Below are 23455 nucleotides of genomic sequence, written 5' to 3'. Positions count from 1 at the left end.
CACATCTTTTCATTATTGACTGTTGTCGCTATGCACTTTTCACCGCCACTGCAATCAGGTCGCCTCATTAAGCGCTATAAACGATTTTTGACTGACGTCAAACTGGATGACGGTTCGCAAATCACCATTCATTGTCCCAACACCGGCTCTATGAAGAATTGCTTGTTTGAAAACGAGCCGCTGTGGTATTCACTGTCCGACAATCAAAAACGAAAATATCCTGGGACCTTTGAAGTGATGACCACGCCTGCGGGGCATTTGATAGGGCTCAATACAGGCCGAGCAAACGCCCTTGCCGAAGAAGCGATTAAGGCGCAGCACATTAGCGAGCTCTGCGGTTATGACACCTGTCGCCGAGAAGTGAAATACGGTCAAGAAAATAGCCGCATCGATTTACTGCTAAGTGCCCCCGCTCAAGCCGATTGTTATATTGAAGTCAAAAGCTGCACCTTGCTCGAAGGTCAATGGGGATATTTCCCCGATGCCGTGACGACCCGAGGTCAAAAACATTTGCGAGAACTCATGGCCATGAAACAACGCGGCCATCGCAGTGTATTATTGTTTGTGGTCCAACACACCGGCATCCATCAAATGCGTCCCGCCGAGCATATTGACCCCGACTACTGCCGACTTCTACAGCAAGCCATCGACCTCGGGGTAGAAGTTTTGGCCTATGGTGTTGAAATCACTACAGACGAGATAAAAATCCATCAAAAATGCTTGTTTGAAAAATAATCCGCCACTTTTTCGGCCGAAAATTTGAATTTCTGTAAATTAAAGAACATAGTCAAATAAATCATACAAGGGAATGTAAAAAATTTGCCTCGGTGTATAGATTCTGATATAGATAGCGGCCGTTTGAATACAGACGCCCTACGACGCAAAAGATTACAGGAGATGCGTTATGCCTGAAGGCACCAAAAAACTCGGCGTTCTCGCTATCGCAGGTGTAGAACCCTACCAGGAAAAACCTGGTGAAGAGTATATGAATTCTGCTCAACTGGGCCATTTCAGAAAGATTCTGGATGCGTGGCGTAATCAATTGCGCGAAGAAGTCGATCGTACTCTGAACCATATGCAGGATGAAGCTGCAAACTTCCCCGATCCCGTTGACCGTGCTGCTCAAGAAGAAGAGTTCAGCTTAGAGTTACGAGCCCGCGATCGTGAGCGTAAACTGATCAAAAAAATCGAAAAAACGCTGCAAAAAATCGAAGAAGATGATTTTGGTTTCTGTGAAACCTGTGGTATCGAAATTGGGATTCGCCGTTTAGAAGCCCGTCCGACTGCCGATCAATGTATCGATTGTAAAACGTTGGCTGAAATCAAAGAAAAACAAATGGCCGGTTAATTCCGTCCTCGATTTACGGGAGCATTTGCTCCCGTAAAATATTGAACCGTGAAAAATATTCATTATCGTGGCCGTTTCGCGCCCTCTCCCTCTGGTGCCTTACACTTTGGATCATTAGTTGCCGCGCTCGGTAGCTTTTTGCGTGCCCGTCATTGCCAAGGACTATGGTTAGTTCGGATTGAAGATATCGACCCACCGCGCGAAGTGCATGGCGCTGCTGATGATATCTTGCGCACCTTAGAAGCCTTCGGCTTACACTGGGATCAACAGGTTATCTATCAAAGCCAACGACACCATGACTACCAGGACCAAATTGCAGATTGGTTAGCGCACCAGCAAGCCTATTATTGCCAATGTAGCCGCCAGCAAATTCGTAGCCGCGGCGGTATTTATAACGGTCACTGTCGCCAGCAACAGCTCGATTCTGGAGCCATACGCTGGGTCAACAATCAAGGCTGCGATCATTTTATCGATCAACTGCAAGGGCCTATTCACACTGACGCGGCATTTGCCAAAGAAGATTTTATCATCCGCCGCAGTGATGGCTTCTATGCCTATCAGCTGGCGGTGGTGATGGATGACATTGCTGCGGGGATCACTGAAGTCGTCAGAGGGGCCGATTTACTCGAGGCCACGGTGCGGCAAATCAGCTTATTTAATGCCCTTAACGCCGCCGTGCCAGATTGGTTACATTTACCCCTGGCTTGCCAAGGGCCAGGCAGTAAATTATCCAAACAAAATCATGCGACACCTGTGGATAAATCGCATCCCCAGCCAGCGCTCAACGCCGCACTCGCCTTTTTAGGCCAACCACAGGTAGAGCCCTGTGGTGAGGTGGCATTGATGATACATCAAGCCATCGCTCAATTTGATCTTGAGAGCATTCCCAAGCAAAAGGAAATCCTGCTGCCACAGTGAATGCGCGTGAATATACTCAAATCTTGTCAGATGTTATATCATAGCGCCTGATCTTACTTAATAACCCAGACAGTGACGAGGTGTCCCATTTTTCGCCGTATTAGTCAATTCTGTAAACAACTGTTTTCACCCACCAAGGTGACAGAGACAGAACACCCTCAGCCGACCGCGGATATCGCGCTAGCGTCATCGGGTCTGAGCAAGCAAATCGTGTCCCGAGATGGCCACACGATTTCTCGTAAGCAAATCAGCGAGAATGCACTTAAGGTACTGTATCGATTAAATAGATCGGGATACCAAGCCTACTTAGTCGGCGGCGGTGTTCGCGATATTCTATTGGGGTTAGCGCCAAAAGATTTTGACGTGGTCACCAATGCGACCCCAGAAGAAATTAAAAAACTATTCCGCAATTGCCGCTTAGTGGGTCGCAGATTCCGCCTTGCTCATATTGTGTTTGGCCGTGATGTTATCGAAGTAGCAACCTTTCGTGGTCATCACGAAGAGGCTAACGACAAGATTTCTAAAGCGAATGCAACCGGTCGGCTGCTCAGAGATAACGTCTATGGCAACATCGACGAAGATGCCGAGCGCCGCGACTTCACCGTCAACGCCCTCTATTACAACATTGCCGATTATTCTATCCATAGTTATGGCGGCGGGATTGACGATCTGGAACGTGGTCAGCTCAAACTGATTGGCGATCCTCAAAAACGTTACCGTGAAGATCCGGTGCGTATGCTCAGAGCCGTGCGTTTTGCCACCAAATTATCGATGACGATTGATAAGGCCGCCGCCGAGCCGATCCCCGCATTGGCGCATTTGCTCAGCGATATCCCGGCAGCACGCATGTATGAAGAAGTGCTTAAGCTGTTTTTCTCTGGCCAGGCGAAAGCCACTTACCAGATGATGCAAGAGTATGGCTTATTTACGCCGCTGTTCCCCTTGCTCGATAGCCAGCTTAAAGAATGTCCTAAAGGCGCGGCCAACAAGATGGTCCAGTTGGTCATGGCCAATACCGACACCCGCATTAGTGAAGAAAAGAGTGTCACTCCCGCCTTCTTCTATGCCGCGTTACTTTGGTATCCACTCGCCCAACGTGGAGATGATATTGCCCTAGAAAGCGGCTTGCCTAAATACGATGCATATTTTGCAGCCATGGGTGATGTCATTGAAGATCAGTGCCGCACTATCAGCATACCGCGTCGCTTTACCGCGCCAGCACGCGATATTTGGCAGATGCAATTACGCTTTGATCGCAGTCTAAATACCCGAGCCTTTAAACTGATGGAAAACCCTAAGTTTAGAGCCGCCTATGACTTACTGTTACTGCGCGGAGCCGCTGAAGGCGGTCAAGTGGCCAAGACGGCGACTTGGTGGCAACAATTTGTTGATAGCGATGAAGAACAACGCTTACAGCTAGCCAAAAGTGGTCAGCGCGAAGGCTCTGGTGGTGGTCGTAGTCGCAACCAACGCCGCCGTAAAAAGCCAAGAAAACCACAGGCAGAAGCCGAGTGAACTTAGTCTATATTGCCTTAGGGGCCAATCTTAATGACCCCAAACAGCAACTGCGCGATGCCTGCCAAGCCTTACAAGGCTTGGCTAGCGCAAGCGGCATTGAGGTGGCGAGCATTTATCGGTCCGTGCCCATGGGGGATGTCATTCAGCCCGACTATTTGAATACCGTCGCGCGTTTTACCACCTCCCTTTCACCTCTGGCCTTACTCGATGCACTCCAACAAATAGAACAACAACAAGGGCGACAACGATCTGTTCGCTGGGGACCTAGAACCTTAGATTTAGATATATTGCTTTACGGCAATCAAGAGCTTAATAGCGAACGCTTAACCATCCCTCATTACGGCATGAAACAACGCAGTTTTGTCCTGGTACCACTATTCGAACTCGCGCCAGAACTTATCCTGCCTTGTCAGACTCCGTTAACGTCACTATTAACGCCTCAGCATTGGTCAGCACTCGAGAAACTCGATTAACAAAGGATTGCCGAGTCAGCAACAATCCTTTATAACCAGCAAATTGAGTGAGTCAACACATAGGGAAATCGACAAATATGTCAAAAGTTACCACTTCGAGTCTGCAAAAATTCAAGCAAGAGGGCCGCAAGATCACTGCGCTCACCGCGTATGATGCCAGTTTTGCTGGCGCCTTTGACGCCGAAGGCATCGATGTCTTATTGGTGGGTGATTCCTTGGGCATGGTGCTGCAAGGTCATAACGATACCTTACCCGTCACCGTGGCAGATATTGCTTATCATACCCGCTGCGTTCACCGCGGCATCGAGCGCGCCTTACTGATCGCCGACATGCCATTTATGAGCTATGCCACACCAGAGCAAACCCTGCAAAATGCTGCCCTGTTGATGCAAGCTGGGGCGAACATGGTCAAGGTGGAAGGCGGAGAATGGTTATTACCCTCTGTCACTATGCTCACCGAACGTGGCATCCCGGTGTGCGGCCATTTAGGGCTGACGCCACAATCGGTGCACGTCTTTGGTGGCTTTAAAGTGCAGGGGCGCGATGAGGACAACAGTCAGCGTATTCTTAGAGAAGCCAAAGCCTTACAAGCCGCCGGGGCACAACTGCTCGTGCTTGAGTGCATCCCAGCCTCGTTGGCTAAACTCATTACCGACTGCCTAAGTATTCCGGTCATCGGCATTGGTGCGGGTAAAGACACTGACGGTCAAATCTTAGTCATGCATGATGTCCTCGGTATTTCCAGTGGCTATATTCCGCGTTTCTCCAAGAACTATTTACAACAAAGCGGAGACATTCGGGCAGCCATCCGTTGTTATATTGACGAAGTCACCCGCGGCAGTTTTCCCGCAGCCGAACACACTTTTAATTAAGGCATTAGCATGCTTAGCGTTGATAATATTCAGCAATTACGCCAACACATCCGCCATTGGCGTCAACAAGGATTAACCATCGCCTTTGTGCCGACGATGGGCAACCTCCACCAAGGCCACTTGGAGTTAGTGCGCGCAGCTCTTACCCATGCCGATAAGGTGGTGGTGTCGATTTTTGTTAATCCGATGCAATTTGGTGTGCATGAAGATCTGGACGCATACCCCAGAACCTTGGCCGCCGATTATCAAGCCCTCATCCAAGCGGGCACGGATTTACTGTTTACCCCACAGGTCGAGACCATGTACCCCAAGGGGCTCGCCAGCCAAACCTTTATTGAAGTGCCCCACCTTAGTGACACTTTATGTGGCGCCAGTCGTCCGGGCCATTTTCGTGGCGTGGCGACCATTGTTGCTAAGTTGTTTAACTTAGTGCAGCCCGATGTGGCCTTGTTTGGTAAAAAGGATTTTCAGCAGTTACAAGTGATCAAGACCCTAGTCACTGATCTTTGCCTGCCGATAGATATCATAGGTATCGACACCCAAAGAGCCGAATCTGGATTGGCCTTAAGCTCGCGCAATGGCTATCTTACCCCTGAGCAACTGGCGCTAGCCCCCACGCTTAAGCGCACCATTGATGAGCTCAAGTTAGCAATTTTACAAGGGGAAACCATTACACAGGCGACACAAGCTGCAACGGCTAAACTTGCGCGTGTCGGCTTTAGGCCAGATTACTTAGCCGTTTGTAATGCCAGCAATTTAACCCCGGCGCGTCCAGAAGATAACGCGCTGGTGATCTTAGCTGCCGCCTACCTTGGCCAGACGCGACTTATCGATAATATTGAATTTACGAGAAATTAATTCTCGTCATTATGCGCGTGTCAAAAAAACTCCAGTGCCAAAAAACTGGTATTCAGTTTACGCATCGCGCATAATGTTAACACTCGGTTAACCTTGTGTGTGTAGCAGACTCTATCAATGTCTGTGAAAACAATGCTGCTGCGAAAGGATTTTCAGCAAAATGATTGTGAATAGGCCATCACTCAACCTGTTTGTTGCCATTGCGCTCATGTCATTTTCGAGCCATGCCGCTATTTATAAGTGCATGAAAGAGGGGAAAGTGAGTTTTTCGCAAACCACTTGTCCTCAAGACTCACGCCAACACGAAATAGAGTTTCAACTGGGTTTTGCCAAGGTCATCGATACTGACAAACTCAATACTCCCAAAGATCCTTTATTGGATTTGCTTAATGAGCAAACCCTCACCAAAGAAAAGTTACTCCAACTGGTCGATGATGAAATCTTCAGGCTCAGACAAGAAAGTGCCTATTACAGCATCCTTAAAAGTAATGAATTGCAAAAACTGGAACGCCGACGTTTCTGGCAAAAACAAGAAAAGAATCACCCTGAGTATATAGAAGCTCAATCACAACTCGAGCAACACTACGGCGAATTAATAATTAAAAATCAATTAGTTATACGGCAACTATTACAGCGCCGCACCTTCATCGCCGATAACACTCCGCAGTCTTAACCACAATTATTTGCTCAACATACTATTTCATTCACTTTACTAATTTGTGTCTATACTTCAAATAGGTGACGAATTGAAATAGGGATATTTATGTCGATTGCAAACAGGATTATTCTAGCCTGCGTATTAATGTGCACGTTGGGCATTATTGCTTCGGGAGGCATCATTAGCTGGCGCACTTACGTCCAATCCGAACAAGCCATTAAAAACCGCGCCAGCGAACAGCTCATTTCAATTCGAGAAATCAAAAAAGAGCAGATTACGGCCTATTTTGAAACCATTGCCAGCCAATTGGAAACTCTCGCGTCGACGACCATGATCCAAGATGCCATGAAAGAGTTTGCTCGCAGCTTCCCAGTATTTGAGCAGCAATCCCAGGGCCAATACACCAATCAACGAGACCAGTTAGAGCGCTATTACAACCAAGAATTTGGTCAGCAATATCAAGCGTTGAATAACAAAAACGGTGATGCCTCGGCGAAACTTCAACAATTAGCCAGTAATGCAAAAACACTGCAAACTGCTTACATCAGCAGTAATAACAACCCATTAGGCGAAAAAAACAAACTCAATGCTAGCGCCGACAGCACCGATTACACTTGGCTACACAGCAAATACCATCCCAGCATTAATCATTTTCTAGAAGCCTTCGGTTTCTACGACATTTTCATGGTCGATACTCAAGGCAATGTGGTCTACTCGGTATTTAAAGAACTGGATTATGCCACCAATTTGTTAAATGGCCCTTACGCTAACACTGGGCTAGCATCAGCCTTTACTAAGGCGCTGCAACAACCCGGCGAGGTTATCCTCGAAGACTTTGATAAATATTATCCGTCGTATGAGAACGCGGCATCCTTTATCGCCACCAATATTCGTGATGCCAGCGGCGTCATTGGCGTGCTGATTTTTCAAATGCCGGTGGATAATATCAATGCCATTATGACCTTTAACCAAGCTTGGCAAGATGCGGGAATGGGTAGTAGTGGCGAAACCTACTTAGTGGGTTCTGACGGCTTATTACGCAGTCAAAGTCGATTTTTATTGGAAGATACCGCGAATTATTTGGCAGCATTAACAGCCAGCAACCTTGATGCCAACACCCTTGAGATGCTGAAAGCCAAAGGCACTGCCATTGGTATTCAACCTGTCGATACATTAACATCGCGCCAAGCCTTAGCTGGCGGCAACGGTGTGCAAGTGGTCAAAGACTACCGCGATGTCAGTGTCATCTCGGCCTTTACGGCCCTTGATGTACTTGGCCTGCAGTGGGGGATATTAAGTGAAATTGATGAAGCCGAAGCGATCATTGATCTTGAGCAGCTAAAAACCACCACCTATACCACCCTCGCCATCGTGTGTGTCGCGCTGTTGATCCTCGCCGCGATTATCGGTGCCTTTATTGGCCGCAGTATTGCTCGTCCTATGGTGGAGACCATAGATCAAATCCACCAGATCAGCGCCAACAAGGATCTGTCGACGAGGATCCATACCACGGCTAAAGGCGAACTGCTGACCTTAACTCAGAGTTTGAATCAGTTTTTCAGCGAGATCCAATCGCTATTCGGGCAATCTGCAGCAACCTCTAAAAATATATTTTCCCATAGTGCTCAGATTGTTGCCGATATGAAGCAAGCGCGTCAAACCACCAGCCAGCAATCCTCAATAGCCAACGCTGTGGTGGCGTCGATTGGGGACATGACTGCCGAAGTTGAGGGCGTTGCTTTATCCGCGGAGCAAGCGGCGCAAGAAGTTAATACCGCCAATGACAAATGCCAACAAACCGCCTCAGTCGCCAGTGAACTGGGCCAACAGATGGATGTCTTGGCGGCGCGCATGGATGAGGTCACCGTCTCAATCAGAAACCTTGAGCAAGAAAGTTTATCGATTGCCTCAGTGTTAGATGTCATTCAAAGTATTGCTGAGCAAACCAACCTGTTAGCGCTAAATGCCGCCATTGAAGCGGCAAGAGCCGGCGAACAAGGCCGTGGCTTTGCGGTGGTCGCGGATGAAGTCCGCACCTTGGCCAGTCGAACTCAAAGCTCGACGGGGGAGATTAGGCAAAAGATTGAGCGTCTTCAACAAGAAACGCAAAACGTGGTTAGCCAAGTCGGCACCATCAGTACCATGGCGACTCAGGGCAAAAGCGCCTGTGATACCAACGGCCAGATGCTTAATGACATCGTCACCATGATAGAAAAATTGAATACGATGAATTTACAGATTTCCGATTCCGCCAGACACCAATCTCAGCAAGCCGCAGAATTAGGTCGCCAGTGTGGTGATATCGCCCAGTCAGCCGGTGATATTGCCACTAATACCGAAACCTCGGAACACTTATCGGCAACACTGGAAAATGAAGCCAATCAATTAATTAAACAATTAGCCAATTTTAAATACTAATCAGTCGGGGGCACATGCCCCCCACTTATTGCCACTGCATAATCAAAGGCTTAACTTCTTAAGCCAATCCCGCGAGAGATTAGATAGTAAGCAATCCACCAAAATGCCAGACAAAAGCCGACCATGATAGCAACCGACAAGGGCACACTGATGTCGGCAATACCTAAAAAGCTATAGCGGAAGACGTTGATCATATAAACCACAGGGTTTAAAGTCGAGACTCCACGCCAAAACTCAGGCAATAACGACAGTGAATAAAACACCCCGCCTAAATAGGTTAATGGTGTCAGCACAAAGGTCGGAATAATGCTGATATCGTCGAAGCTTTTGGCAAACACCGCATTGATTAACCCCGCCAACGAAAAGAGTATCGAGGTCAATAACACAGTTAATAGCATCAGCCCCCAATGTTCAATCTGTAAGTCGACAAAAAACGTCGCCACTAAGGTCACAATAACCCCGACACATAACCCGCGAGTCACGCCGCCGCCCACATAGCCCGCAATCATCACATAATGCGGCACAGGCGCGACCATCAGCTCTTCTAAATTGCGTTGAAACTTGGCACTATAAAACGACGAAGCCACATTGGAATATGAGTTGGTAATCACTGACATCATGATTAAACCTGGCGCGATAAAGGCCATATATGATACGCCGCCCATCTCACCGATACGACTGCCCACTAGATTACCAAAAATCAAAAAATAGAGGGTCATGGTAATGGCTGGAGGCACTAACGTTTGCACCCAAATACGGGTAAAACGATTGATTTCTTTTATTAAAATGCTTTTAAATGCAATCAGATATAAGTGGTTCATTCGTTGGGCTCCTGCACACTATTTTGCACCAGTCGAACAAATAGCTCTTCTAAGCGATTGGCTTTATTTCGCATGGAGACAATATGAATGCCTTGCTCAGTTAACGCGGCAAAGACATGATTAAGGCTGTGGTGCTTCTCAACATCCACCTCCAGTGTGTGAGTATCCACTAACCTCCCTGTCACACCATTAAGATCCGGCATCTCAGTTAACGCCTGCCGACAGTCAAGAATGAAGGTTTCAACATTGAGCTGGCTCAGCAGTTGCTTCATGCTGGTGCATTCCACCAGCTGACCTCTATCGATAATACCGATATTACGACACAGCATTTCCGCTTCTTCGAGGTAATGAGTCGTCAAAATGATCGTCACACCTTGCTCATTAAGCCTCCGTAAAAACTCCCACATCGACCGCCGTAGTTCAATATCAACCCCAGCGGTGGGCTCATCTAAGATCAATAACTTGGGCTGATGCATTAATGCCCGCGCAATCATTAAGCGACGTTTCATGCCGCCGGACAGTTCACGCGACTGACTGTCGCGCTTTTCCCATAAATCCAACTGACTTAAATAAGTTTTAGCTCGGTCCATGGCAATATGACGAGGCACGCCATAATAACCGGCTTGGTTGACCACAATTTGCAACACGGTTTCAAACTGATTGAAATTAAATTCTTGTGGTACCAGACCAATGCATAATTTCGCCTGCTCTAACTGACTATCTAAGTCATAACCAAATACCTTGATCTGACCCGAGGTCTTTTGCACTAACGAGCTAATTATTCCAATGGTACTCGACTTACCCGCACCATTAGGGCCTAGCAAGGCAAAGAAATCTCCTTGAGGTACGCTAAGGCTAATACCTTTTACCGCATGTACACCGGTTTGATATGTTTTCTGAAGTCCATTAATTTCAAGCGCAAGCTGTGTCATATCAGGGTCCTATGATTCGATCTTTTGAGCAAAATGGCTAAAAAAACTCCCGCATTTGCGGGAGTTTTTAGGGTTATTCCAGTGGAATAACCTTGGCGATATAGGGAAGATTTCGATATTGCTCGGCGTAATCGATCCCATAACCGACGATAAACTCATCAGGAATAGTGAAACCAATGAAATCGACAGGCACATCCACTTCTCGACGCTCAGGCTTGTCGAGTAAGGTACATAAAGCGAGGCTCTTTGGGTCACGTAGCAATAACATCTCGCGGATTTTATTAAGGGTATTACCTGAATCAATCAAATCTTCAACGATGAGCACATCACGACCTTGAATGTCTGATTGCACATCTTTGAGGATCTTAACATCGCGAGAACTGGTCATGGCCGAGCCATAACTGGATACCGCCATAAAATCTATTTCAACATGTCCGTTAATGCGACGGCATAAATCTGCCATAAATACAGCCGAGCCTTTCAGTAAGCCCACCATTAATAAACGCTCACTGTTGACGTAGTGGGCATTAATCTTTTCAGCCAACTCGTCCAGTTTAATATTAATCTCGGCGGTCGAGATCATCTCTTCAATGGTGTGTTTCATAGCACTCTCAATTGTCGGTTTCAGCCTCAATGCCAGAGTCATAACCCCAGCGCTGGCTTAGTACATGGTCAACGCCTAAATGGTCTAAAATTCGGGCGACCACGAAGTTTACCAGATCTTGGATTGATTTGGGATCATGATAAAAACCTGGTGACGCCGGCATGATAACAGTCCCCATATTGGTGAGCTTAAGCATATGCTCTAAGTGAATGCTATTAAATGGCATTTCCCGCGGAACTAAGATTAATTGACCACGTTCTTTTAATATGACATCCGCCGCTCTTTCCAATAAATTGTTGCTCATACCACTAGCAATCGCAGCCAACGAGCCCGTCGAGCAAGGGCAGACAACCATTTGTTTCGGCGCCGCACTGCCTGACGCCGGCGGCGAGAACCACTGATCTTTACCTAGCACCACCAGTTCGCCACGCTCACAGCCAAGGTACGTCAGAATTTGCGAAGTGGCTTGCGCAGGATTGGCACTCAGCTTGAGTCCTTGTTCGGTCGCCAATACCACCCTTGCCGCCGAAGAAATCATTAAAAATACCCGATAATCCGCCTCAAGCAAGCACTTGAGCAGGGTCAAGCCATAGGGCGCACCCGATGCGCCAGTCCAGCCTAAACTTATGCTTTTCATCTGTTGTTTCATGACTCTACCTCAGCCAAGGCGCGTAGCAGCTTGGTATGAATGCCTTCAAACCCCCCATTACTCATGACTAAAATATGCTCGGCGCTTGCCGCTTGGCAAACATCGGCAACAATCGCATCGACACTGTTGAAGATTTGGGTATGAATCTTGGCATCTTGCATGGCGGCGGCAATATCCCAGGTGACGGCATCAGACTGATATAAATAGACAGAATCAGCCAATGCCAACGACGTCGCCAAGGTGTCTTTATGAACCCCACTTTTCATGGTGTTGGAGCGCGGCTCTAAAATCACACTAATGGAGGCCTCACCGACTTTAGCGCGCAGGGCCGCTAATGTGGTCGCGATGGCTGTCGGGTGATGGGCGAAATCATCATAGACACTCACGCCCTTAACCGATCCCAACAGCTCCATTCTCCGTTTAGGTGGTACAAACTCAGCCAAGGCCGCTATCGCATGGGCTGGCGCCACACCAACATGGCGGGCGGCGGCGATAGCCATCAAGGCATTTTCCATATTATGGCGCCCGATTAACGACCAATTGACCACGCCTTGCTGCTCGCCATCAAGGTATACCGCAAACTCATGACCATCATCGGCCAAGGCGTCTAAAAACCAACCTGGGGTAGTATTATCAAGGTTTAAGGTCTCTTGCTCACTCCAACAGCCTTGAGCTATCACATCTGCCACCGCCTGACTGGAACTCGGCCAAATGATTTTCCCTTGGGATGGCACGGTACGGATCACATGGTTGAATTGACGCTGAATTGCCGCCAGATCAGCAAAAATATCCGCGTGATCAAATTCTAAATTATTAATCACTAAGGTGTTTGGCTGGTAATGAACAAACTTAGATCGCTTATCAAAAAAAGCACTGTCATATTCATCGGCTTCGACCACAAAGAAGTCGGTTGCCCCTAAGCGCGCTGAAATGCCAAAATTTTGGGGAACGCCACCGATTAAGAATCCGGGCTGATAGCCGCATGCTTCTAAGATCCAAGCTAACATGCTGGCGGTCGACGTTTTTCCATGGGTGCCAGCAACCGCTAATACCCATTTACTCGGCAAGATATAATCGGCGAGAAACTGAGGGCCAGAGGTGTATTTCAAGCCTAGGTTGAGCACAGCTTCAACACACGGGTTGCCACGGCTCATGGCATTGCCTATCACCACCAGATCGGGGGCATGATCCAGTTGCGCAGGATCAAACCCTTGGATCAAGCTGATCCCTTGTTCTTCCAACTGAGTGCTCATGGGGGGATACACATTGGCATCACTACCGGTTACCTCATGCCCCATGGCTCTGGCCAATAAGGCAATGCCCCCCATAAACGTGCCGCAAATCCCAAGAATATGAATACGCATATCATGCTCAAATAATTAACTTATTGACTATTGTACGCACCATCGCTGACGACTCAAAATGCAAATTCTTGAAGAACGACTAAAATCAAGCTAAGGAAATAGGTTTTTTTATAAGGATGTGTAATGTTTCAACTAAGGTTTGGGTCTGTACTTTGGGAAACACTCAAACGCCACCGGTTATGGCTGGTGATGTTACTGGTAATTTCCGGTTGTAAAGACACCCACTATATTGAGATAAACACATCAGAACCCGCACCGACTCCCGCGCCGATTGAATCTCCTCAGGTGCCCAACCAAATTCAATTAAGTTTAACCAGCGACCAGACCCATATTATTGATCTTAATCGTTATTTATCACTAGATAATCAAGCTTGGTCGGTGACTTCTGTCGATAACCTCAACCAACCTCATAGTGTCTCGATACTGGCTGCACAACATCTCAAAATTGTCACCGCCGCACAAAATGGCCTGCAAACCACCCCGATTATTGTTCAAAGCCAAAGCGATCCTATGCTGAGCATACAATTGCTGCTGAGCATCAATCAACTGAGTACCAGCACATCACAGACAAAGTTACTGTTTGATCAACAATTGCAACCCAACGAAACTTGGCAGTTTAACTGGCAGCAAGCCATACTCGGGCGATTAAGCAACCAGCAGCCCATCGAATTACTCTGGCTAAGCACCAATGCCAGCATCCAAGACCAATACATTGAATACCAAGCGCCTTCCACGCCTGGCGTCGCTCAGATCCAATTTTCTTTTCGCCAAGGCGAACTCTACGGCCAAGGCACGATAGATATCGTGATAGGCGTCGATCAGGCCATATTAACCGCCGCCAATTGGCAGGGAGTGAGCCCGCCGAATCAATCATTAGTGATCGATTTAGACGCGCTGATGTTACTCAGCGGCACCGAGGCTAACAATGCTGAGATCATCCAGTTAAGCGGCCAAGTTGAGGTCTTTAGCCAAATTGCGCCCAAACAAATCCTTGTGACTCCCGACGATAGCCAAGGGCCATGGAGCATTAACTATAAAGTCTCAACCCCAAATGGCGTCATGAGCCTAGCCCAAATTCAGGTGAGCCTTAGCGATGCACAAGGACCCACAGCCCAAGCGATTACGGCATCGGTTCTGATGGAACAAGCACTCACTCTCGATATTAGCCCCTACATCAATCACCCGTTAGGCGATAATTTGCAATTGGTGAAAACCTTAGGTGGCCAAGGCCAAGTGGCGATTACCGCCGATACCAAACTGACCTACACCCCGCCCATAGGTTTCACTGGAACCGATGAGTTTGTGTATATTATTGAGGACTCGCGAAAGCAACAAATCCAGAATATCGTCAACATCAATGTTATCGACCCCTACGCTGCCAACCAGCCGCCACAAGTCAGTCCCATTGTCGCCGCCACGCAACATGATATTCCCCTCGCCCTTGATATCAGTCCGTTGGTGAGCGATCCCGAAAACGATCCGTTAAGCATCAGCGCTATCTATGGCGCTGCGGGGCTAGTCACGGTTGATGGGTTAGTGCTTAACTATGATCCCAGTGGCTTTGTTGGCACCGATCACTTTACCTTGGCGATCAGCGATGGTCGCTTAGTCCGCCTCGCTGAAGCTGTCATTAGTGTTTCCGATCCAAATTCGCCGCCCATCAGCATTGATGACAACATCACCATGACTCATGGCGATGTACTCACACTCGATGTCAGTTATTTAGTGCAAGATCAAGATGACGATCCTATAACCTTAACTCATGCGATTGCGCATCGCGGCCAGATCAGTATGCCCACGGCCATGAGTATTCGTTACACGGCACCAACCGCTGGTGACATCGACACCCTGTCACTGATATTCAGCGACGGCAAAGGTGGCTTTAGTTTGAGTCAACTCAAGGTGACGCTGCAAAGGGTAGCCAATACGCCCCCAACACTATCGTTAATTACCGCCACAACCGATAGTCAAACCGATATCACCATCGATATTGGCCCTCTCATTAACGACGCGGATAATGACGTGGTCTCGGTTGTTGCCGTCTATGGCGCTCAAGGCAACGTGATATTTGCCAATCAAATCCTTAATTATCAGCCGCAAGGATTCATTGGCGAGGATGTGTTTGATGTGGTGATTTCCGATGGTGTAAACACTGTTATCGGCAGTGCCCTGGTGTCAGTCTCCGATGCTAGCCCCAATCAAAGCCCAAACGCCAACACCCTGAATATTACGGCCCTAGAGGCCAATCGGTATACGCCACTGACCATCAATATTAGTTCTGCCATTAGCGATGCCGATGGTGATGCCTTAACGATCAGTCAGGTTTACCCGCCAAGCCAAGGCAGCGCGACTGCCACTGGCGAGCAGATCATCAGCTATCAGATGAATACCTTGGCTGCTGGCCAAGATCAAATCGCATACACCATCAGTGACGGTCAAGGAGGCTTAGCCACTGGCTTAATCAATATTCAACTGCCCGAGTTACCGCGCGCCGAGATCACTTCACTGACAATAAATGGCACCTTATTACCCGGCTATACCATCTCGGCTGAGATAAGCTGTGATCATTGCGAGGCCAGCTATCATAGCTATCGCTGGTTAATTGATGAACAAGTCGTTTCCACTGCGGCTAATTACACCCTCAGCCAACAAGACAAGTTTAAACATGTGCGTCTAGAGGCGCAAACCAGTAACAGCTTATCACTCGCGTCAACGACAGAGTATGTCACCTATGCGCGCCATCAAGTGAAAACCATTTATGCTAACTATTTTGCCTTCGCCGCCCTGATGACGGACGACACGGTCGTCACTTGGGGGCAACCAGATAATGGCGGCAATATCAGTGCTGTCGCCGATCAATTAGTCGATGTTGCCACGATTTTCGCGGGTTCAAGCACCTTCGCTGCCCTGAAACATGATGGTTCCGTGGTCACTTGGGGCAAAGCCGAGTTTGGTGGTGATAGCAGTACGGTACAAGCCGATTTACAAAATGTTTCTGCTATTTACGCTAACAACTATGCCATGGCAGCCGTCAAAAACGATGGCAGTGTCGTGACTTGGGGCACCAGTGACCGTGGCGGTGATAGTAGCAGCGTGGCAGGTCAATTAGTCAATGTCAGCACCATAGCTCATACAGAAAGTGCATTTGCCGCCCTAAAACAAGATGGTTCTGTGGTCACGTGGGGCAGAAGTAATAATGGCGGCGATATGGGCGGTCTCGTATTAAGTAATATTCAGCAAATTAAAGGCAGTGCTTACGCATTTTCGGCACTGGATCATTCCGGCGCGATTTATCAATGGGGCCTTGGCCGGCCGGGAACGCAACCGGGCGGCGCCCTGACCTACGCAGATAGTAATGTCACTCAAGTCGTCAGTAACAAATTAGCATTCGCCTATATTAGGGCGGATGCCATCGGCCTTGGCTGGGGAGATAAGACGGCGGGTGGCGATATGGAAAACACCCTAGATACCATGACGAATGTGGCTAGCATCACGGCCAGTGAAACCTCCTTTGCTTTTCTTGACTATGATGGGGCCGTCAAAGCGATTGGCACCCTAGATAGCATAGTTTACGGTTCAACTGAGGGAATTAGCGGATTTTTTATACCGACGACGGTAGATGTGCAGTCAATTTCCTCGACCTATAAAGCCTTCGCAGCCCTCGAAGCCGATGGCACTGTGGTCACTTGGGGCGATGGTATCGACGGTGGTGACAGCACGGCAGTGGCCAGTCAACTCACTCAAGTCAAACAAATTTACGGTAATCGATACGCCTTCGCCGCACTTAAACATGATGGTAGCATCGTCGCATGGGGCCGCAGTACCGATGGCGGCGATGCCAGTGCGGTTGCCGATAGGTTAACCAATATTCAAACTATTTATCATAGCGACAGAGGATTTTCGGCCATTGATAATCAGGGCAATATTATCTCTTGGGGCAATGCTGGCCATGCCAACTCTGATAATGTCAGTGCCCTGCTACCACACAATAAATTATTACAAAGTTCAATTGATTAATGCCGAACAATGCTAGAGCAGATTCGGCTTAGGTCACAAAACCATCATAGAAGTAAAAACATCTAGACGTCTAAATTGACAGGCGTCTAGCATTCACTTATTCTTGCCATAATTAAGGTCATAATGTGTGTTGACCTACCTCATTTGCCATTGCAGCCGTTCATGGATGTTCGCATGCCAGGCCTAAAAAAATAAGAGAGTGTTAAATTGAGCCATCCTGCTAACGACAATCAATCCTCGGGATCCATTATCGCCTTGCTGCCCTTAATGGTGTTTCTGGCCTTATTTATTGGGGCGGGCTTATATTTCCAGTCACAAGGGGTCGACTTCGCCTTTTATCAATTACCCAGTGTCATCGCCATTTTACCTGCCATTATTTTGGCCGTGATCTTATCTAAACAGAGCTTAAATCAAACCATTGAGACCTTTATTCGTGGCATCGGCCATAGCAATATTATTGCCATGTGTTTGATTTACCTGTTAGCCGGTGCGTTTGCCGCCGTGGCGAAAGCCACTGGCGGTGTCGATGCTACCGTGGCATTGGGCTTATCGTTAATTCCATCACAATTGCTCTTGCCGGGCTTCTTTGTGATCGCGGCATTTATTGCCACGGCCATGGGCACTTCCATGGGAACCATTGCCGCCGTCGCGCCCATTGCTCTTGGGGTCGCGACTCAGGCAGGGATCAGCCTGCCATTAATGGCTGGTGCCGTCATGTCTGGCGCCTTATTTGGTGATAACCTGTCGATCATTTCGGATACCACCATTGCCGCGACTCGAACTCAAGGCTGTGAAATGAAAGATAAATTCCGTGAGAATTTGATTTTCGCACTGCCAGCATCTCTCATTACCTTGGTGGTATTTACCGTGATTGGTCAGGGCCATGCAGAGCTCGCCAGCCAATCGATAGATTTTGTCAAAGTCATCCCCTATTTAACCATCTTAGTGTTAGCGGTCGCCGGCCTGAATGTGTTTGTGGTATTAACCATAGGCATTCTATTGGCAGGCGCGACGGGCTTCATGACAGGTCACTATGATGTCATCACGTTTGGCAAAGATATTTATGCCGGTTTTAGCAACATGCAAGAAATCTTTATCTTGTCGATGTTGGTGGGCGGATTGGCCGCACTGATGCAACAGCAAGGTGGCTTAGCGTTTGTCAGCGCACAAATTGAAAAGCTGATCTCTCGGTTTTCAAAGTCTAAGGGGGAAGCCTCTTGTCGCGCCGCGGAATTGGGCATGGCCGGTATTGTCGCCGCCACGAATGCTTGCGTAGCCAACAATACAGTATCAATTGTGGTCAGTGGTGATATTGCTAAAGATTTAGCCCAAAAGCACGGCGTATCTCCTAAGCGCGCTGCCAGTGTACTCGATATCTTTGCCTGTATTATCCAAGGCTTAATCCCGTACGGTGCGCAAGCGCTCTTAATCGCATCCATCTTTGGTATCAGCCCGCTGGCGGCGGTTTCATATACCTGGTATGGCATGATTTTAGCCGTCGTAGCCATCTTGATTGTGGTTTTCCGCTCGCGTCATTAAGTTATTCGATGGCGGTTGTCTATACTCAAAGAAAGCCAGATAAAGGACATCTTGAGTGCAACCGCCACCCTATCAACTCGATGAATACGATCCTTATCGCTTAATTATCCATATGACACTCGTTAGTGTCAGCATCTGCAGTATTGGCATTTTAGTGTCAGCCTTTGCCATGTATCAAAAAGTCGGCTTGTCCCTATTTAATACTCGGATTGATATCTTAGGTGATTATCTCCACTCCCCTTTAGCCATAGTGTATAACATCAGTTTATTACTCACTGGTTCCAGTTTTATTTTGGCCATGCTGAGCCTGATTTATCTGAATCTTCATCGATTCATTCAAACGATTGCTTACGCCGGTATTGCATCGGGAATTAGCATTATCCTGTTAGGGATATTTCCCCTCAATTTCTCACCAGCCCATGGTTGGGTGTCATTATTTTTTTATGGCATCACCGGCCTATTCTTTGGCTTGATTATCGGCTCTAAATGGCTCAATAAGCTTTGGTGTCATCCCATGATTTTTCACACCAGTGTATTAGGGGGTATTTGCGTGATGGGGATCCTTTGGCACTTTGACTTTCAACGTGTCGACTTAATGAGCGCTGCCCCATCAGCCAGCCATGATCTCGTCGCTAATCTGCTGTGGATCCATGCAACGATGATCCTGTTGTCTGGCTTAGGATTAGCGTTAACAGTGCATAGGTTAACGCTAGAGCGGTATCAGGCAACACATAATGTGATCTAGTTAACGGTTAGCGCTGACTAAAAATGGATAATTATCGCCCGGCCAACTACTGGTAAGCCTTACACCTTGCTTGATCGATATAGCGATTACCAATATTGTGATTTGCACCATTTAATCATCTTATTAATCTTAACCTGTGCGATTATTGCCACCTTAGGCATAGGCTTGATCACCTGGCATGAATTTCAGCAGGTGGGGCTTGAGATATTTAAGATCAGACCGAATCAATTAGGGGATTACCGCCACTTTGAATTGGCCTATATCTTTAATGGGGTCTTATTAATCACCAGCACTTGTATGTTTCTAGCGATGTTGGGGCTCGTCTTACTCCCGCTTGGCTGGCTCAGCAAATTATTGGCCATCGTCGGTATTTATACCTCGATCACCATTTTTTTGATGGGTGTATTCCCAATGAACCTCGGCAGAATACACTTATTGGCGAGTTTTCATTACTCTATCTCCATTACCTTTCTCAGCTGCATGAGTTTATTGGCTGGCGTGCTCTCCAAACCTTACTGCAGTAAATGGCTAATGATAAATAGTTTTCTATTGCTACTGGCGTGTATCGTCAATCTCAGCCACCTCGACGTGACTGAAGCCAGCTTGCTTTCAGAGCATGCCCGCCACTACCAAGACTGTATTGCTCCGTATTTTAGTTGGGGCATTGCTATCTTAAATATCAGCTGGGATGTGGCGCTAGCATTCACCATACGTCAGTTAATTATCAGCCATTTTGTTATCAGAGGTGATCAGCAGCTCGCCGGCATCGACCCTGTAGAGCGGAGAAACCCATGCGGATCAATCAATACTTAGCTTATTGTGGCGTTGCCTCTCGTCGCCAAGCCAGCCGGCTCATCGAGGCGGGTCGAGTCAGCATTAATGGCCAATTGGCCAAGCACATTGATACGCTCAAGTTAAGCCACAGGCATCCGCCAAAAAGCGAACAACAAGTACAGCTTGATGGCATCACTGTCACGCCACCCACCCACTACAATTATTGGATTTATCACAAACCTGTGGGGGTTGATTGTCGCTTATTGGCCGATGACCCTAGCAGCATTTACCATCGACTCCAATTACCCACCCGAGCCTATCCAGTCGGTAGATTAGATAAGGACTCCCGCGGCCTAGTATTGATCACTAACGATGGCTTACTGACTCAGCATTTATTACACCCTGAGTTTGCGCACCACAAAAGCTATTTGGTGACCGTCTCTGCCCCCCTCAATGCTGACTTTATTCAGCAGATGGCGAACGGAGTCAGTTATCAAGCGGTGACCACCCAACCTTGCCAATGCCAGCAAGTCAATCAACGCCAGTTTAGGATCCAACTCACCCAAGGCATGAATCGTCAGATTCGGCGTATGTGTCAAGCACTGGGATTTAAGGTAATTGATTTAAAAAGAGAAAGCATGATGACTCTCAGCCTTAATGGCTTAGCAGAAAATACTCTGCGGCCCCTAGAGGCCGCAGAGATTAGTGAGTTATATCAGGCATGTAGCCTAAAAATCACTTAACGATAACCATTTCATTCAATAAGTTATTGGCATTATCGACAGACTCCATCACCCAGAGCATATAACGGCTATCTACTTGGATAGAGCGATTAATATCGTCGTTATAATCCCAATCACCTATGATGCTTTCGTACACACCATCAAACAATAACCCGACTAATTCGGCGCGACCATTTAAGGTTGGCGATCCCGAATTACCCCCTGTGGTATCCAAGGTCGACAAGAAGTTAACTGGTACCGAATCAATGGCAGCCATGTAATAGTCACCATATTGCTTGTCATTGATTAATTGCAGTTGCTTGGCCGGTGAATCAAAAGGTTCAAGGCCAGTGTCTTTCTGTACTATCCCCTCAAGGCGAGTGAACGGCAGTGCCTGCATGCCATCTTTCGGGCTATAGCCTTTCACATGACCCACAGTCACACGTAAACTGGAGTTAGCATCAGCATATACTGGCTTACCTTGTTCACGGTTAAAGGCAATGATGGCATCCATATACTGAGGGCGAACCTTCATCAGATTACCGGCAAGTTCTTTGGCTTTGGCTTCTTCGGCCATATCAGATTCATATAGCGCCACGGCTAACTTAATAAAGCTATCATTCGATGCCTTAAAGTCAGCGACCGACTTATCCATCCAAGCTAAACGAGTCGCCTGATCATTCAGTTCAGTCCCAGCGTATAGCTTATCTAATAGTGTAGTGATTTGCTCAGGAGTGGTTTTCGCGGTGATCCCAAGCGCCTCATCAAATGCAGCCAGACGCTCTTTGGCTGGCAAGGATTGATAACGGTTAAGGATCTCTTGCATCAACGCCTGATCAACACTCGCGGCATAGCGACGATCGATACGCTCCATGCCCGACTTAAAGTGCACCATATCGCGCTCTTGGTAGCCAGGTTCACGCGCCATGTCAGCTAACTGCTTTTCATTTGCCAAGCGGTACAGCTTACGTGCTGTCGGTAGCATGGTGCTGTAACCTAAATACCCCATCAATAAATCGCGCGCTTGATCCGCTTGGCTTTGTGCCACTAATTGCTCAAGGGTTGATAAGGTATCACCGTATTGCTTAGTGCGGGCGGGTGACTCTTTGATCCATTGAGCTAGCGCCGCTTCTTGCGCTTGACGTTCGGCCAGCATGTCAGACTTGCCATAAAACTCGATCATTGAACCAAAGTTTTTAGCGTAGTTCGCCAGACCGGCTAGTGCGCTCTCATACTTAATGCGATCATCACTGCCCTCGGGCGCGGTGGTCTTGATAATGTCGATAAAGGTTTCCCGCAAGTCTTTGCCGTTGGGGTAAGCCCAGGTAAATTGATTTTCGACTTCATCGGCAGTGCGGTAGCGATTGGTGCGACCAGGATAACCGGCGACCATCACGAAATCACCGTCACTCACGCCTTTAGCCGACACTTTTAAGAAACTTTTAGGCTCATAGGGTACGTTATCTTTGCTAAAATCCGCAGGCTTACCATCTGGGCCGACATAGGCTCGATAAAATGAGAAATCTCCGGTGTGACGTGGCCACATCCAGTTATCAATATCTCCCCCATATTTACCAATGCTACCAGCGGGGTTATAGGTCAAGCGAACGTCACGAATTTCCAATTGCTTAACTAAATAATACTCAAGGCCATTATGGAAGCTATAGACCTGACAGCGATAACCGCCGCCTTGCTCACAGTCAGCAACCAATTGTTTTTCTTTGGCCTCAATGCCTTGATAATAGGCATCGCCTTGCTTATCTGCTAAGCCGGCAATCACATCTTGAGTCACATTGGTAATATCTTCAGTAACATAAATACGAGAACCTGGCGTTGCCGGTAATTCTTCAGCGTAAGTTTTCGCTAGAAAGCCATCTTTGAGCAAATTATTATCGGCGGTTGAATTGTATTGGATCGCACCATAGGCACAATGATGGTTGGTGACGACTAAGCCTTTCGGTGATACAAACGATGCCGTACAGCCACCGAGGCTAATCACAGCATTCATGGGGTATTCAGTCAGCTTGGCGATATTGTTAACATCGATTTCTAGGCCCTTGGCCTTAAGTTCATCAGCCATAGCCGGTAATTGGTGGGGCTGCCACATGCCTTCATCAGCGATGGCTGGCAAGGCAGTAGCGACCACTGCAGTTAGTAACCATTTTTTCATTATGTTATTCCATTGTGGCGAGTTATTGATTTCTTAAAACAAAAAAAAAGCCGAG

At 47.7% G+C, this 23455-nt stretch carries 20 protein-coding genes; 14 read left to right on the top strand and 6 right to left on the bottom strand.

Features of this window, described 5'->3' with window-relative positions; genetic code table 11:
- The first annotated feature begins 30 nt into the window (after window positions 1–30).
- The 9 genes from sfsA (at window position 31) to KU855_RS00370 (ending at window position 9063) form a co-directional block, all read left to right on the top strand.
- On the top strand, window positions 31–735 hold the full coding sequence (sfsA, locus tag KU855_RS00410) for a DNA/RNA nuclease SfsA (RefSeq protein WP_218528361.1): 705 nt from the start codon (window positions 31–33) through the stop codon (window positions 733–735).
- Between the two features lie 169 nt (window positions 736–904).
- Window positions 905–1348: an RNA polymerase-binding protein DksA gene (dksA, locus tag KU855_RS00405; protein WP_218528360.1), complete on the top strand. Its 444-nt coding sequence runs from the start codon at window positions 905–907 to the stop codon at window positions 1346–1348.
- A gap of 48 nt (window positions 1349–1396) precedes the next feature.
- Window positions 1397–2266: a tRNA glutamyl-Q(34) synthetase GluQRS gene (gluQRS, locus tag KU855_RS00400; RefSeq protein WP_218528359.1), complete on the top strand. Its 870-nt coding sequence runs from the start codon at window positions 1397–1399 to the stop codon at window positions 2264–2266.
- A 138-nt stretch (window positions 2267–2404) separates the two neighbouring features.
- Window positions 2405–3781, top strand: coding sequence for a polynucleotide adenylyltransferase PcnB (gene pcnB, locus KU855_RS00395; protein WP_371316294.1), 1377 nt, complete (start codon window positions 2405–2407; stop codon window positions 3779–3781).
- Complete coding sequence (gene folK, locus KU855_RS00390; RefSeq protein ID WP_218528358.1) at window positions 3778–4257, top strand: 2-amino-4-hydroxy-6-hydroxymethyldihydropteridine diphosphokinase; 480 nt, start codon at window positions 3778–3780, stop codon at window positions 4255–4257. Before pcnB ends, folK begins: the two co-directional genes overlap by 4 nt.
- Window positions 4258–4334: 77 nt before the next feature.
- Window positions 4335–5129: a 3-methyl-2-oxobutanoate hydroxymethyltransferase gene (panB, locus tag KU855_RS00385; protein WP_218528357.1), complete on the top strand. Its 795-nt coding sequence runs from the start codon at window positions 4335–4337 to the stop codon at window positions 5127–5129.
- Window positions 5130–5138: 9 nt separating this feature from the next.
- Window positions 5139–5987 (top strand): pantoate--beta-alanine ligase, encoded by an 849-nt coding sequence (gene panC / locus KU855_RS00380; protein ID WP_218528356.1) that lies wholly within the window; start codon window positions 5139–5141, stop codon window positions 5985–5987.
- Between the two features lie 160 nt (window positions 5988–6147).
- Window positions 6148–6660 (top strand): DUF4124 domain-containing protein, encoded by a 513-nt coding sequence (locus KU855_RS00375; protein ID WP_256260806.1) that lies wholly within the window; start codon window positions 6148–6150, stop codon window positions 6658–6660.
- Window positions 6661–6750: 90 nt separating this feature from the next.
- Window positions 6751–9063, top strand: coding sequence for a methyl-accepting chemotaxis protein (locus KU855_RS00370; RefSeq protein WP_218528355.1), 2313 nt, complete (start codon window positions 6751–6753; stop codon window positions 9061–9063).
- Window positions 9064–9113: 50 nt separating this feature from the next.
- Here the strand turns inward: KU855_RS00370 and KU855_RS00365 are convergent, their stop codons facing one another.
- From KU855_RS00365 to mpl, 5 genes are all read right to left on the bottom strand, one after another.
- Window positions 9114–9884, bottom strand: a complete 771-nt coding sequence (locus tag KU855_RS00365) for an ABC transporter permease (protein WP_218528354.1) — start codon at window positions 9882–9884, stop codon at window positions 9114–9116.
- Window positions 9881–10816, bottom strand: coding sequence for an ABC transporter ATP-binding protein (locus KU855_RS00360; RefSeq protein WP_218528353.1), 936 nt, complete (start codon window positions 10814–10816; stop codon window positions 9881–9883). Before KU855_RS00360 ends, KU855_RS00365 begins: the two co-directional genes overlap by 4 nt.
- 73 nt (window positions 10817–10889) lie before the next feature.
- Entirely contained in the window at window positions 10890–11420 is a 531-nt protein-coding gene (gene hpt / locus KU855_RS00355) for a hypoxanthine phosphoribosyltransferase (protein ID WP_218528352.1), read from the bottom strand.
- A gap of 7 nt (window positions 11421–11427) precedes the next feature.
- Window positions 11428–12069: a flavin prenyltransferase UbiX gene (locus KU855_RS00350; RefSeq protein WP_218528351.1), complete on the bottom strand. Its 642-nt coding sequence runs from the start codon at window positions 12067–12069 to the stop codon at window positions 11428–11430.
- Window positions 12066–13433: a UDP-N-acetylmuramate:L-alanyl-gamma-D-glutamyl-meso-diaminopimelate ligase gene (gene mpl / locus KU855_RS00345; protein WP_218528350.1), complete on the bottom strand. Its 1368-nt coding sequence runs from the start codon at window positions 13431–13433 to the stop codon at window positions 12066–12068. The genes KU855_RS00350 and mpl overlap by 4 nt, the downstream gene beginning before the upstream one ends.
- Window positions 13434–13556: 123 nt before the next feature.
- On the opposite strand from mpl, the gene KU855_RS00340 reads away from it, so the two are divergent.
- From KU855_RS00340 to KU855_RS00320, 5 genes are all read left to right on the top strand, one after another.
- Window positions 13557–17450: an Ig-like domain-containing protein gene (locus KU855_RS00340; protein ID WP_218528349.1), complete on the top strand. Its 3894-nt coding sequence runs from the start codon at window positions 13557–13559 to the stop codon at window positions 17448–17450.
- Between the two features lie 267 nt (window positions 17451–17717).
- Window positions 17718–18989, top strand: a complete 1272-nt coding sequence (locus tag KU855_RS00335) for a Na+/H+ antiporter NhaC family protein (protein WP_218528399.1) — start codon at window positions 17718–17720, stop codon at window positions 18987–18989.
- A gap of 55 nt (window positions 18990–19044) precedes the next feature.
- On the top strand, window positions 19045–19734 hold the full coding sequence (locus KU855_RS00330; RefSeq protein ID WP_218528348.1) for a hypothetical protein: 690 nt from the start codon (window positions 19045–19047) through the stop codon (window positions 19732–19734).
- Window positions 19735–19800: 66 nt separating this feature from the next.
- A complete protein-coding gene (locus KU855_RS00325; RefSeq protein WP_218528347.1) occupies window positions 19801–20547 on the top strand; it encodes a hypothetical protein in 747 nt (248 codons plus the stop codon).
- Window positions 20526–21251 (top strand): RNA pseudouridine synthase, encoded by a 726-nt coding sequence (locus tag KU855_RS00320; protein ID WP_218528346.1) that lies wholly within the window; start codon window positions 20526–20528, stop codon window positions 21249–21251. The genes KU855_RS00325 and KU855_RS00320 overlap by 22 nt, the downstream gene beginning before the upstream one ends.
- Here the strand turns inward: KU855_RS00320 and KU855_RS00315 are convergent.
- The gene (locus tag KU855_RS00315) at window positions 21244–23400 is read right to left on the bottom strand and encodes a S46 family peptidase (RefSeq protein WP_218528345.1); all 2157 of its coding nucleotides are present in this window, start codon (window positions 23398–23400) and stop codon (window positions 21244–21246) included. The genes KU855_RS00320 and KU855_RS00315 overlap by 8 nt on opposite strands.
- Window positions 23401–23455 lie beyond the last annotated feature (55 nt).

It is taken from the genome of Shewanella sp. NIFS-20-20 (assembly GCF_019209865.1).
In the GTDB taxonomy this organism is placed as follows: domain Bacteria; phylum Pseudomonadota; class Gammaproteobacteria; order Enterobacterales; family Shewanellaceae; genus Shewanella.
This window is presented reverse-complemented; position numbering and strand designations above follow the sequence as displayed.

What these genes read in the sequence shown, in the direction of transcription:
- dksA (WP_218528360.1), top strand. Translation starts at nt 905, where the DNA reads ATGCCTGAAGGCACCAAAAAACTCGGCGTTCTCGCTATCGCAGGTGTA.
- KU855_RS00335 (WP_218528399.1), top strand. Translation starts at nt 17,718, where the DNA reads ATGGTGTTTCTGGCCTTATTTATTGGGGCGGGCTTATATTTCCAGTCA.
- panC (WP_218528356.1), top strand. Translation starts at nt 5,139, where the DNA reads ATGCTTAGCGTTGATAATATTCAGCAATTACGCCAACACATCCGCCAT.
- KU855_RS00315 (WP_218528345.1), bottom strand. Translation starts at nt 23,400, where the DNA reads ATGAAAAAATGGTTACTAACTGCAGTGGTCGCTACTGCCTTGCCAGCC.
- hpt (WP_218528352.1), bottom strand. Translation starts at nt 11,420, where the DNA reads ATGAAACACACCATTGAAGAGATGATCTCGACCGCCGAGATTAATATT.
- sfsA (WP_218528361.1), top strand. Translation starts at nt 31, where the DNA reads ATGCACTTTTCACCGCCACTGCAATCAGGTCGCCTCATTAAGCGCTAT.
- KU855_RS00320 (WP_218528346.1), top strand. Translation starts at nt 20,526, where the DNA reads ATGCGGATCAATCAATACTTAGCTTATTGTGGCGTTGCCTCTCGTCGC.
- KU855_RS00340 (WP_218528349.1), top strand. Translation starts at nt 13,557, where the DNA reads ATGTTTCAACTAAGGTTTGGGTCTGTACTTTGGGAAACACTCAAACGC.
- KU855_RS00365 (WP_218528354.1), bottom strand. Translation starts at nt 9,884, where the DNA reads ATGAACCACTTATATCTGATTGCATTTAAAAGCATTTTAATAAAAGAA.
- KU855_RS00360 (WP_218528353.1), bottom strand. Translation starts at nt 10,816, where the DNA reads ATGACACAGCTTGCGCTTGAAATTAATGGACTTCAGAAAACATATCAA.
- KU855_RS00375 (WP_256260806.1), top strand. Translation starts at nt 6,148, where the DNA reads ATGATTGTGAATAGGCCATCACTCAACCTGTTTGTTGCCATTGCGCTC.
- panB (WP_218528357.1), top strand. Translation starts at nt 4,335, where the DNA reads ATGTCAAAAGTTACCACTTCGAGTCTGCAAAAATTCAAGCAAGAGGGC.
- KU855_RS00350 (WP_218528351.1), bottom strand. Translation starts at nt 12,069, where the DNA reads ATGAAACAACAGATGAAAAGCATAAGTTTAGGCTGGACTGGCGCATCG.
- mpl (WP_218528350.1), bottom strand. Translation starts at nt 13,433, where the DNA reads ATGCGTATTCATATTCTTGGGATTTGCGGCACGTTTATGGGGGGCATT.
- KU855_RS00370 (WP_218528355.1), top strand. Translation starts at nt 6,751, where the DNA reads ATGTCGATTGCAAACAGGATTATTCTAGCCTGCGTATTAATGTGCACG.